The following is an 11,851-nucleotide window of genomic DNA, read 5'->3' as shown; positions in this document are numbered from 1 at the left end:
CCCGCCGGCTGACCGGCCGCCGCCGGCCGGGCGCCGCCGTGTCAGCCGGCGGGGATCCCCGACCGGCGGGCAGTGCTGGCGGCCGGCCGGGCTCAGTTCGGCTGCGGCATGGCGGCGACGTCGGTCGGCAGCGGGTAGCGGTTCGGATCGACCGGTCCGGGCAGGTCCGTCGCCGGGCGGCCGGGCGCGGTCGGATCGGGCATCGACGGCTGGGCGGGCGGCACGGGCACGGAGTTGAACGGTGTGCCGGGCGGTGGTTCGACGGCGGCCGGCCGACCGGCCGGGACGGCCTGGCGCGCGGCGGTGCCGCACCCGGCCACCTCCTCCAGGGCGTTCGGGCTCTGCGTCGCGGGCGAGTTGCCGGTGAAGCAGTTCGCGGGATCGGTCGAGGCCAGCACGAGGTCGACGCCGTTGGCCGTGGCGTGGTTGCCCTCGACGCGGTTGCCGGCGGCGGGGTGCCCGGGCGGGTCGGTGATGACGACCCCGGCCGCGCGGTTGTCCCGGACGAGGTTGCGCAGCACCTGGTTCGCGGTGCCGCCGCCGATGCCGATGCCGATCCCGAAGCCGCCGTCGGCCTGCTCGGGCGAGTCCGCGGCGTTGTTGCCGGCGATCACGTTGCCCGCGATCACCGCGCCGTGCTGCGGGGCGAGGGCTTCCAGGTCGTTGGAGTTGACCGTCACGCCGACGCGGTTGCCGACCACGCGGTTGCCGAGCACCGTGAGGTTGTCCGAGGCGTTGGTGATCTCGATGCCGACCGCGTTGCGTTCGACCGTGTTGCCGCGCACCAGCGTGTCGCAGGGCTTGCACTGGCCGACGTAGATGCCGGAGTCGGCTCCGCCGGAGGCGTAGGAGTCCTCGATGACGCCGCCGCGCGCGTCGAAGGCGTAGATGCCGTAGAGCCCGTTGTTGTACGCCGTCACTCGGGAGGCCCGGAAGCCCTGCACCGGCGGGAACCGGACGGTGTCCAGCGGGTCGTAGGCCGAGCCGCCGGCGCCGCGACGCTGCAGTCGGTCGTCCGTGACCCCGGTGAACAGGACGCCGTTGGCGAGGTAGCCGCGGACGGTGAGGTTCTCCACCACCGACCCGGCGCCGGTGACGGTGATGCCGTTGACGAGCCGCACACCGCCGTCGAGGACCACCGCGTTCCGGTCCGTGCCGCGCACGACCACCCGCGGCACGGTGACCCGCACGCTCTCGCGGTACACCCCCGGCTGGATCAGCACGGTGTCACCCTCACGCGCGATGTCCACCGCCTGCTGCACCGTGGCGAAGTCCTCCGGTACGCGAACGACGTTCCCGGCCGGATGCGGTTTCCCGGACGGCTGGGAATCCGTCGCCGAGCACCCCGTCGCCGCCACCGCGACCAGGGTGACCAGCACCGACAGGCGTCCCGGCAGCGTCGCCCGGAATGCGGCGGGCCGGGCGGACCGAGCGGACAACAGGCGCTGAGGAGAGGGGATTTGCATGATACGTGTTCTATCGTCTCCAATATCGGCCATGCATACCGAACCGGGAAATCCGCAGGAACCGGCACGACCAGCCGCGGCCGGTTTGGGACGCAGGGCCGTGCTCGCGGCGGGCGCGGTGCTGGCCGCCGGGATCGGCGCGGCCGCCGAGGCGCTGGCGGGCGACGTCCTGACACCGGACGACCGGTCGCACCCCGCCGGCCCGCCGCCCGGGTCGGCGGTCCCCTTCCACGGGCCCCGGCAGGCCGGGGTGACGGAGCCTCAACTGCCTGTCGCACAGCTGCTGTCGTTCGACCTCCCGGCGACCACCGCGGCCGCGGACCGGCAGACCCTCCGCGCCGTCCTCGACGCGCTGACCCGCACCCTCTCCGGCGCGGCCGCCGGTACGCTGCCCGACCCGCGCCTGGGGACGGGCGTGCCGACCCGGATCGCCTCCCTGGTCGGCGTGGGTCCCGGACTCGCCTCCCGGCTCGGCCTGAACGTGCCCGCCGGACTGGCCGACCTGCCGCCGTTCCCCGGCGAGCGCCTCGACCCGGCGCGCAGCCACGGCGATCTGGTGGTCCAGCTGTGCTCCGCCGACCGCTGGACCCCGACGGTCGTCGCGGAACTGGCCACCGCCGCCGCGAAGGCCGCCGGCCTCGTCCCCCGCTGGACCCAGTCCGGCTTCCTGCCCCTCACGCCCCGGGGCGTGACACCGCGGAACCTGTTCGGCTTCAAGGACGGCACCGCCAATCCCGACGACGACGCCGCCCGGCAGTGGGTCTGGGGCCCGCCGGGGCCGCACGAGAACGGGACCGTCCTCGTGTACCGCCGGATCCGGATGGACGTCGACGGCTTCGCGGCGCTCCCCGGGGAGCGGCAGGACGCGGTGATGGGCCGCCGCGGGGGCGACGGCGTCCCGCTCACCGGCACCGCCGAGCACGACGACCCGGACATCTACGCCAAGAACCCGGACGGCTCCTACGTCATCCCCGCGTCCGCGCACGTCCGCCTCAGCAGCCCCCGTCTCGACGGCGGCGCCCGGATGCTCCGCCGCAGCTACAGCTACGACGACGGCCTCGACGACCGCGGCCTGCTGTTCTGCGCCTTCATGCGCGATCCCGCCCTGTTCACCCGGGTCCAGAACCGCCTGGCCGAACGCGACGCGCTGGGCCCGTTCGTCGAGCACCGGGCCTCGGCCGTGGCCTATGTGCTCCCCGGCGCCGCACCGGGCGGGACGCTCGGCGAACCGCTCTGGGCGTAGGGCCACCGGCGGTCGCGCCCGCCGGGCCGAGACCCTTCACGGGTGATCCCGGTTCGCCCCGGTTCGCCCGTTGAGTCAACCCCGGTCCGGGCGCACGAGACGGCCCCGCCCCCCGAGACCGCGGGGGCGGGGCCTGGCGCCGGTCAGGTGCCGCGGGGTTCCTCACAGCTCCCGGACCTGCGGCGGGTTGCCGCCGGAGGAAATGGAGAGCGTCCCGTGCTGGATCTGGAGGTTGCTGTTCCTGACCAGCATCCCGTTGCCCTTGGCCATCGAGACGCTGCTGTCGCCGTAGGTGACGGCGATGCCCTGGGCGAAGGTCACCCACTGCGTGAACTCGTTGATCCCGTAGAAGAGGATCCGGTCCGGCATGGTGACGAACATCCGCTCGCCCTCGTGGTAGAGCTTCATCCCCCCGGTGGCGGTGAGCAGACCCTTCACCCGCACTCCACCGGTGACCCAGGCCTCACCGGAGACGCGGGCCTGCTCGGTGCGCAGCACGCTGAGATCGGCCTCGCCGGCGGTGACGGTGCCGAGTTCGTGGCCGCCGTCGCGCAGGACGCGGACGCCGTTGGCGGGGAATTCGATCCAGCCGTCGGTGGTGCTCCGGCCCTGGACCCACTTGGTGTTGATGCCGTTGAGGTCGGCCTTGTCGCCGGCGATGACGCCCCATTCCTGGCCGCCGTCCTTGTGGACGTCGATGCCGTTCTGGGGGAAGTCGATCCAGCCCTTTCCGCCGTCGCGGTCGCCGACCCACGTGGTGTTCAGGCCGTTCAGCTCGGCCTTGTCGGCGGTGAGGGTGCCGAGGCCCTGGTTGCCGTCCTTGTGGAGGGTGGCGCCGGGCTGGGTGAAGTCGATCCAGCCCTTCCCGCCGGCCCGGCTGCCCGCCCAGGTGGTGTTGACACCCTCCACGTCGGCCCGGGCGGCCGTGAGGACGCCCAGGTCGCTGTTCGTGCCGTGGTACACGTTGACGCCGATGTCCGGGAAGGTGATCCAGCCGGCGCTGTCGGTCCGCCCCTGGACCAGCCGGGTGGTCACGTTGTCCACGTCGACCTTGTTGGCCCGCACCGTCCCCAGGTCGCGCTTGGCGTCGCGGACCTCCAGGCCGTCCGCGGTGAAGGTGACCAGGGCCTTGTTCGCCGTCCCCTCGATCCACGGCGTGCGCGTCCCGCTCTCGAACTCGGGGACGAGCGCGTGGACGGTGGTGGTGAGGAAGTACCCCCGCTGCTGCCCGCCGCCGGGGGCCTTGGCGACCAGGGTGTACGTGGTGCCGCGCTTCGGGGCGGCGGTGGGCCAGCTGTAGTCCCGGTGCGCCCCCGCGGCTCCCTGCACGGCCGGCTCGCGGTGGACCTCGGCCCCCGTCGGATCCAGGATCGCGTAGTCGAGACCGGTGGGCCCGTCCCACTGGAGCACCAGGGTCTCGCCCGCGTCCCCGTTCACCAGGGACCGCTGCGCGCGGAAGTTGCGCGGGACCCTCGGCGCCTGCTTCACCAGGCCCAGGGTGGTGGTGCAGTGGTCCCGCCGCATGGGTTCGTTGGCGTCGCCGCCGCCGGCCTTCTCGCGGATCTCCAGGAGGGTGAGGCCCGCGCCCTCGGAGACCGGGATGTTCTCCAGCTTCAGGATCAGCGCCCCGTGGCTGCTCAGGAGCGCGTTCTTCCTCGTCGGGGGCTGCGCCTGGGAGAGCTGCGCCCGGAAGTGGCCCTGGGCGCTGTCCCAGCGGAACTCCAGCGCGTCGTCGAACGGGCTCTGGTACGTCCGCTCGACGCTCGCGGTGACCGCCGCGGCGTTGTCCGTCAGGTCGGAGGACATGGCGAGCAACGGCATCACCACGTCGATGTACTCCCACTCCACCTGGGACTGGTGCGTGTTGGAGACGATCACGTAGACCGTCCCCAGGGAGGGTTCGTCCTGGAGCGACGCCTGGAGGGACGTCGGATCGGCGACGAGCTCGTAGTGCAGCAAGGATGACACAGCGCGGACTCCCTACCTCGGTGTTCCACACGACGGGGCGGCCGACAGGACGGGTGCCAACCGGCCCATCGACGGTAGGCACCGTCCTGCGGCCCGGGTGTCGCGATTGCCCGGAGCTGGCCCGAACCGGTCGTCGTCTGGCCTGAACTCCCTTGGAAATCAAGAGGGTTAGGGTGATCGGTGGTTCGTCCGGGGCGGGAGCGGAGTCCAGTCGGGACCTCGCAAACACCCCTTAGGCCAGGAAGCCCCGGAGCAGAGCGGCCGTCCCGGCGAGGTGCTCCTCGGTGGCGCGGCGGGCGGCCTCGCCGTCGCCGTCCAGGATCGCCCGGACCATCGCCCGGTGCTGGTCGGCGGCGTGCTCGATGTTGCGGTCGAGCATCGGGATGGCGTTCAGCAGGTCGTTGAGGCGCATCCGGGCCTCGGCGATGCCGGTGGCCAGCGTGCGCGAGCCGGTGAGTTCGCCGACGGCGAGGTGGAAGCGCGAGTCCAGCTGGCGGTACCGCTCCGCGGGTGCGCCCTCCAGGTCGGCCAGCCGGCGCTCCAGGTAGGCGCGCTGGTCGGGGGAGAGGGTGCGCCGGGCGGCGGCCTCGGCGGCGCCGGTCTCCAGCACCAGGCGGTAGGTGAGCGCGTCCTCCAGTTCGCCGCCGAGGTCGCGGACGGCGCGGCGCAGCTCGCCGACGTCCGGCGGCGGCATCCGGTAGGTGACGAAGGTGCCGCCGTAGCGGCCGCGGCGCGACTCGACGCAGTCGGCCTCCTGGAGCGTGTGGAGGGCCTCGCGCAGGGTCTCGCGGCTGACCCCGAGCCGGGCGGCGAGGTCGCGTTCGGCGGGCAGGCGGTCGCCGTGTCCGAAGACCCCGAGCTTGATCGCCTGCAGCAGGCGTTCGACGGTCTCCTCGAAGGCGTTGCCGGTCCGGACGGGCCGGAAGATCGCCCCGGCCTGCCAGTCCAGGCGCGCCTGTTCGCGTGCTTCGTCGACGTCCACGCCGGAATCGTACCTATGAGCGCCCTCCGGCACGCACCTTCCGACTCGCGCTCCCGGGGCCCTTGACGCGGCCCTGCCGCTGGGTGAACGATGCTGCTCACCCACCTCAATGGTCTGGTTCCAGACCATTGGAGAGCCGCCCGACCGTCTGACCCGCCGGGAGCCGCGCACCACACCGCCGTGGTCGCGCACGGCCCGGCACACCCTCAACCCCCAGGGGTGCCCATGACCGACGAACGCTCACCCGACCACCCTGCCCCGCCGGTGTTTCCGGACGGCGCACCACCCGTTTCCGCCGACGAACAACGCCTCCGCGAGCTGGGCTACACCCAGGAGCTCGCCCGCTCGATGTCGGGATTCTCCAACTTCGCCGTCTCCTTCTCCATCGTCTCGATCCTGTCCGGCTGCCTCACCCTGTACGGGACGGGGATGAACGCGGGCGGACCCGCCATGATCATCTGGGGCTGGCCGGTGGTCGGCCTGCTGACGCTCTGCGTCGGGCTGGCGATGGCCGAGATCTGCTCCAGCTACCCGACCGCCGGCGGCCTCTACTACTGGTCCGCCAAACTCGCCCGCAGCCGGGGCCCGGCCTGGAGCTGGTTCACCGGCTGGTTCAACTTCCTCGGCCAGGTCGCGGTCACCGCCGGCGTCGACTACGGCGCCGCCTTCTTCACGAACGCCTTCCTCAGCCTCCAGTTCGGCTTCGCGGCCGGCCCCGCGCACACCGTGGAGATCTTCGCCGTCATCCTGGTGCTGCACGGCCTGCTCAACACCCGGGGCGTGCGGCTCGTCGCCTTCCTCAACAACCTGTCCGTCTGGTGGCACCTGGTCGGCGTCGCCGTCATCGTCGGGGTGCTCGTCCTCGTGCCGGACCGGCACGCCTCCGCGTCCTTCGTCCTCACCGAGTTCGTCAACAACACCGGCTTCCACAACCAGCTCTACGTGGCCATGCTCGGTCTGCTCCTCGCCCAGTACACCCTCACCGGCTACGACGCCTCCGCGCACATGACCGAGGAGACCCAGGACGCGGCCCGCTCCGGCCCGCGCGGCATCGTCAACGCCATCACCGTCTCCCTGGTGGCCGGCTGGATCCTGCTGCTCGGCATCACCTTCGCCATCCGCGACTACGACGGCGCGCTGCACAGCGACACCGGGGTGGCGCCCGCCCAGATCTTCATCGACGCGATCGGCACCAACGGCGCCGAGCTGCTCCTGCTGATCGTCATCGGCGCCCAGTTCTTCTGCGGCATGGCCTCCGTCACCGCCAACTCCCGCATGATCTACGCCTTCTCGCGTGACGGCGCCCTGCCCGGCTCCGCCCTCTGGCACCGCATCGACCCGCGCACCCAGACCCCCACCAACGCGGTCTGGCTGGCGACCGGCGGCGCGCTCCTGCTCGGTCTGCCCGCACTCTGGAACTCCACCGCGTACACCGCCGTCACCTCGATCTCGGTCATCGGCCTGTACATCTCCTACGTCATCCCGGTCTACCTGCGGCTGCGCCAGGGCGAGGCGTTCCCGCGCGGCCCGTGGCACCTGGGCCGCTGGAGCCGGGTGATCGGCACCGTCGCGGTCGGCTGGACCGCCGTGATCACCGTCCTGTTCATGCTCCCCACCGTCAGCCCGATCACCGCCGAGAGCTTCAACTACACGCCCGTCGCCGTCACCGTGGTGGTCGGCTTCGCCGGCCTCTGGTGGCTCGCCTCCGCCCGCCACTGGTTCACCGGCCCCCGCATCCACGAGACGCCGCCGGGGCCCGCCGCACCGGACGCCGAAGACGCCGAACTGGAGATCCGTTGAACAGCAGGCTCACCCTCGACGAGCTGCGCGCCCGCGTGGCCGACGGCTCCGTCGACACCGTCGTGCTCGCGATGACCGACATGCAGGGCCGCCTCCAGGGCAAACGCGTCGCCGCCGGCTACTTCCTGACCGACGTCGTCCCGAACGCCGCCGAGGGCTGCGGCTACCTGCTCGCCGTCGACATCGACATGAACACCGTGGACGGCTACGACATCTCCTCCTGGGAGAGCGGCTACGGCGACCTCACCCTGCGCCCCGACCTCGCCACCCTGCGCGCGGTGCCCTGGCACCCGGCCACCGTCATGGTCCAGTGCGACATCACCCAGCACGACGGCACGCCCGTCGCCGTCTCCCCGCGCCAGGTGCTGCGCCGCCAGCTGGACCGGCTGGCCGGGTACGGCTGGCAGGCCCAGGCCGCCACCGAGCTGGAGTTCATCGTCTTCCGGGACACCTACGAACAGGCCTGGGACAAGGACTACACCAAGCTCACCCCGGCCAACCAGTACAACGTGGACTACTCCGTCCTCGGCACCGGCCGGATCGAACCCCTGCTGCGCAGGCTGCGCAACGGCATGGCGGGCGCCGGCCTCACCGTGGAGTCGGCGAAGGGCGAGTGCAACCTCGGCCAGCACGAGATCGCCTTCAAGTACGCCGACGCCCTCACCACCTGCGACGACCACTCCGTCTACAAGACCGGCGCCAAGGAGATCGCCGCGCAGGAGGGCTACAGCCTCACCTTCATGGCCAAGTACGACGAGCGCGAGGGCAACTCCTGCCACATCCACCTCAGCCTCCGCGACGAACAGGGCGCGCCGGTGTTCGCCGGGGACCGGCCGAACGGGTTCTCCCGCACCATGGAGCACTTCCTGGCCGGACAGCTCGCCTGCCTCGCGGACTTCGCACTGCTGTTCGCCCCCACCGTCAACTCCTACAAGCGGTACGTACCCGGCAGCTTCGCGCCCACCGCGATCGCCTGGGGACGGGACAACCGCACCTGCGCCCTGCGGGTGGTCGGCCACGGCCCCTCGCTGCGCTTCGAGAACCGCGTCCCCGGCGGCGACGTCAACCCCTACCTCGCGGTCGCCGCCCTGATCGCGGCCGGCCTGCACGGCATCGAGCAACAGCTGGAACTCGAACCGGAGTTCACCGGGAACGCCTACGCCTCCGACGCCCCCCGGGTACCGGCCAACCTGCGCGACGCGGTCACCGTCTTCGAGCGGAGCGCCGCCGCGGGCGAGGCCTTCGGCAAGGACGTCGTCCGCCACTACGCCCACGCCGGCCGGGTCGAACTCGCCGCCTACGACCGGGCGGTGACCGACTGGGAGCGCCGCCGCGGCTTCGAACGGCTGTGACCGCGCCCGACGACCCCGCCCGACACCGATGCCCCGCCCGACACCGACCCGACACCGACCCGACCCCGGGCGACCGACCCCGGGCGACCGACACCGACGACCGAGCCCGACACCGCCCCCGCCCCCGCCCCCGGCGACCGTGACCACAGAGAGCGACCGTGAACCCTGACCGACGCCCCCTGATCGGCATCACCAGCTACCAGGACGAGGCCGCCTGGTCCGTCTGGCGCCAGCGCGCCAGCCTCGTCCCGCAGACCTACGTGGACTCCGTCGCCGCGGCGGGCGGCACGCCGGTGCTGCTACCGCCGCAGCCCGGCGACGCCGGCCCTCTGCTGGACGCGCTGGACGGCCTGGTGCTGGCCGGCGGACCCGACATCGACCCCGCCCGCTACGCCGCCGAGGCCGACCCGCGGACCGGCCCACCGCACCAGGCCCGCGACGACTGGGAGCTGACCCTGCTGCGCGGCGCCCTCGACCGCGACCTGCCGGTGCTCGGCGTCTGCCGCGGCATGCAGCTGCTGAACGTCGCCCTCGGCGGCACCCTCCGGCAGCACCTGCCCGAGCGGAGCCACCAGATCGTCCCGGCCGAGTTCGTCCGCCGCCGCGTCGACGTCGAGGCGGGCAGCCGACTGGCCGCCGTCCTCGGACCGGCCGCCGAGGTCAACTGCTACCACCACCAGGCCACCGACCGCACCGGAAACGGGCTGCGCGTCACCGCCCGGGCCGACGACGGGACGGTCGAAGCACTCGAACTGCCCGGCCACCGCTTCGCGCTGGGCGTCCAGTGGCACCCCGAGACGGACCCGGACGACCCGCGCCTGTTCCGCGCGCTCGTCGAGGCGAGCCGCCTTCCCGCCGATCACTCTCGCGCACGCCCCAGGGAGACGACCCGATGACCGACCCCGACCTCTACCAGGTGGTCAACCCCGCCACCGAGGAGGTGATCAGCACCGTCGAACTGGCCGGCCTCGCCGAGACCGACGCCGCCGTCGCCCGCGCCCGGGCCGCCTTCGACACCTGGCGCCGGGTCGCCCCCGCCGACCGGGCCCGGCTGCTGCGCGCCTTCGCCGCCGCCGTCGACGCCGACCGGGAGCACCTCGCCGCCCTGGAGGTGGCCAACGCCGGCCACACCATCGGCAACGCCCGCTGGGAGGCCGGCAACGCCCGCGACGTGATCGAGTACTACGCCGCCGCCCCCGAACGGCTCTTCGGCCGGCAGATCCCGGTGGCCGGCGGCCTTGACGTCACCTTCCAGGAACCGCTCGGCGTCGTCGGCGTCATCGTGCCCTGGAACTTCCCGATGCCGATCGCCGCCTGGGCCCTGGCCCCGGCGCTGGCCGCCGGCAACACCGTCATCGTCAAGCCCGCCGAACTCACCCCCCTCACCGCCCTGCGGCTGGGCGAACTCGCCCTCGAAGCCGGCCTCCCCGAGGGCGTGCTGCAGATCCTGCCCGGCCGCGGCCCGGTGGTCGGCGCACGCTTCGTCACCCACCCGGACGTGCGCAAGGTGGTGTTCACCGGCTCGACCCGGGTCGGCAAGGAGATCATGGCGGGCTGCGCCGCCCAGGTGAAGCCGGTCACCCTCGAACTCGGCGGCAAGAGCGCCAACCTCGTGTTCGCCGACGCCGACCTCGCCAAGGCCGCCGCCACCGCCCCCTACGCCGTCTTCGACAACGCCGGCCAGGACTGCTGCGCCCGCTCCCGGATCCTCGTCGAGGCCTCCGTCCACGACGAGTTCATGGCGCTGCTGGAGCCGGCCGTGCGGGCCGTGCGGGTCGGCGACCCGGCCGACGAGAAGACCGAGATGGGCCCGCTGATCTCCGCCGCCCACCACGCCCGGGTCGCCTCCTACGTCCGGGACGAGTCGGCGGTCGCGTTCCGGGGCACCGCCCCGGACGGCCCCGGCTTCTGGTTCCCGCCGACGGTGCTGGCGCCCGTCCGGCACGACGACCCGGCGTTCACCGAGGAGATCTTCGGACCGGTCGTCACCGTCGTCCCGTTCCGCGACGAGGAGGACGCGCTGCGGATCGCCAACGCCACCGAGTACGGCCTCTCCGGGTCCATCTGGACCAGGGACGTCGGCCGCGCACTGCGGGTCTCCCGCGGCGTCGAGGCCGGCAACCTCTCCGTCAACTCGCACTCCTCGGTGCGCCACTCGACGCCCTTCGGCGGCTTCAAGCAGTCCGGGCTCGGCCGCGAGCTCGGCCCGGACGCGCTCGCCGCCTTCACCCAGACCAAGAACGTCTTCATCTCCACGGAGGAATGATCAGCATGAGCGAGCGACTCGACGGCCGGGTGGCCGTCATCACCGGCGCGGGCAGCGGCATCGGTCTGGCCACCGCCCGGCGGTTCGCCGCCGAGGGCGCCAAGGTGGTCTGCGTGGACCTCGACCCGGAGACCGGGTCCAAGGCCGCCAACGAGGTCGGCGGCCTCTTCATCCAGGCCGACGTCACCGACGAGGACGCCGTCCGCGGCCTCTTCCAGCGGGCCGTGGACGAGTACGGGCGGCTCGACATCGCCTTCAACAACGCGGGCATCTCCCCGCCGGACGACGACTCGATCCTCACCACCGGCCTGGACGCCTGGAAGCGCGTCCAGGAGGTCAACCTGACCTCCGTCTACCTCTGCTGCAAGTACGCGATCCCGCACATGCAGCGCCAGGGCAAGGGCTCGATCATCAACACCGCCTCCTTCGTGGCGGTGATGGGCGCCGCCACCTCGCAGATCTCCTACAGCGCCTCCAAGGGCGGGGTACTGGCGATGTCGCGCGAGCTGGGCGTGCAGTTCGCCCGCGAGGGCATCCGCGTCAACACCCTCTGCCCGGGGCCGGTCAACACCCCGCTGCTCCAGGAGCTCTTCGCCAAGGACCCGGAGCGCGCCGCCCGCCGCCTCGTCCACATCCCCGTCGGCCGCTTCGCCGAGCCGGAGGAGATCGCCGCGGCGGTCGCCTTCCTGGCCTCCGACGACTCGTCCTTCATGACCGCCAACACCTTCCTCGTCGACGGCGGCATCTCCGGCGCCTACGTCACCCCCCAGTAGT

General features: G+C 72.7%; 9 protein-coding genes. 6 read left to right on the top strand and 3 right to left on the bottom strand.

Annotated elements, in window-relative coordinates; genetic code table 11:
• Positions 1 to 92: 92 nt before the first annotated feature.
• Positions 93 to 1,262, bottom strand: a complete 1,170-nt coding sequence (locus tag ABZ495_RS15325; RefSeq protein ID WP_359836194.1) for a right-handed parallel beta-helix repeat-containing protein — start codon at positions 1,260 to 1,262, stop codon at positions 93 to 95.
• Between the two features lie 289 nt (positions 1,263 to 1,551).
• On the opposite strand from ABZ495_RS15325, the gene ABZ495_RS15320 reads away from it, so the two are divergent.
• Positions 1,552 to 2,709, top strand: a complete 1,158-nt coding sequence (locus ABZ495_RS15320; protein ID WP_359808516.1) for a Dyp-type peroxidase — start codon at positions 1,552 to 1,554, stop codon at positions 2,707 to 2,709.
• Between the two features lie 162 nt (positions 2,710 to 2,871).
• Here ABZ495_RS15320 and ABZ495_RS15315 read toward each other — a convergent pair whose 3' ends face one another.
• Together ABZ495_RS15315 and ABZ495_RS15310 are read right to left on the bottom strand one after the other, a co-directional pair.
• A complete protein-coding gene (locus ABZ495_RS15315; RefSeq protein WP_359808515.1) occupies positions 2,872 to 4,677 on the bottom strand; it encodes a hypothetical protein in 1,806 nt (601 codons plus the stop codon).
• A gap of 232 nt (positions 4,678 to 4,909) precedes the next feature.
• Positions 4,910 to 5,659: an FCD domain-containing protein gene (locus ABZ495_RS15310; protein ID WP_329485424.1), complete on the bottom strand. Its 750-nt coding sequence runs from the start codon at positions 5,657 to 5,659 to the stop codon at positions 4,910 to 4,912.
• Between the two features lie 348 nt (positions 5,660 to 6,007).
• Here ABZ495_RS15310 and ABZ495_RS15305 point away from each other — a divergent pair, with 348 nt between their 5' ends.
• The 5 genes from ABZ495_RS15305 (at position 6,008) to ABZ495_RS15285 (ending at position 11,850) form a co-directional block, all read left to right on the top strand.
• Positions 6,008 to 7,459 carry an amino acid permease gene (locus ABZ495_RS15305; RefSeq protein WP_359836200.1) on the top strand — a complete coding sequence of 484 codons (1,452 nt, stop codon included), beginning with the start codon at positions 6,008 to 6,010 and terminating at the stop codon, positions 7,457 to 7,459.
• On the top strand, positions 7,456 to 8,811 hold the full coding sequence (locus ABZ495_RS15300; protein WP_359836192.1) for a glutamine synthetase family protein: 1,356 nt from the start codon (positions 7,456 to 7,458) through the stop codon (positions 8,809 to 8,811). Before ABZ495_RS15305 ends, ABZ495_RS15300 begins: the two co-directional genes overlap by 4 nt.
• A gap of 158 nt (positions 8,812 to 8,969) precedes the next feature.
• Positions 8,970 to 9,707, top strand: a complete 738-nt coding sequence (locus ABZ495_RS15295; RefSeq protein WP_359836190.1) for a gamma-glutamyl-gamma-aminobutyrate hydrolase family protein — start codon at positions 8,970 to 8,972, stop codon at positions 9,705 to 9,707.
• Positions 9,704 to 11,077: an aldehyde dehydrogenase family protein gene (locus ABZ495_RS15290; protein ID WP_359836188.1), complete on the top strand. Its 1,374-nt coding sequence runs from the start codon at positions 9,704 to 9,706 to the stop codon at positions 11,075 to 11,077. The genes ABZ495_RS15295 and ABZ495_RS15290 overlap by 4 nt, the downstream gene beginning before the upstream one ends.
• 5 nt (positions 11,078 to 11,082) lie before the next feature.
• Positions 11,083 to 11,850 (top strand): 3-oxoacyl-ACP reductase, encoded by a 768-nt coding sequence (locus ABZ495_RS15285; RefSeq protein ID WP_359836186.1) that lies wholly within the window; start codon positions 11,083 to 11,085, stop codon positions 11,848 to 11,850.
• The last annotated feature ends 1 nt before the right edge of the window (position 11,851 follow it).

The organism is Kitasatospora sp. NPDC005748 (genome assembly GCF_040630735.1).
Taxonomy (GTDB): domain Bacteria; phylum Actinomycetota; class Actinomycetes; order Streptomycetales; family Streptomycetaceae; genus Kitasatospora.
The sequence above is the reverse complement of the archived record's forward strand: the minus strand, read 5'-3'. Positions and strand labels throughout refer to the sequence as shown.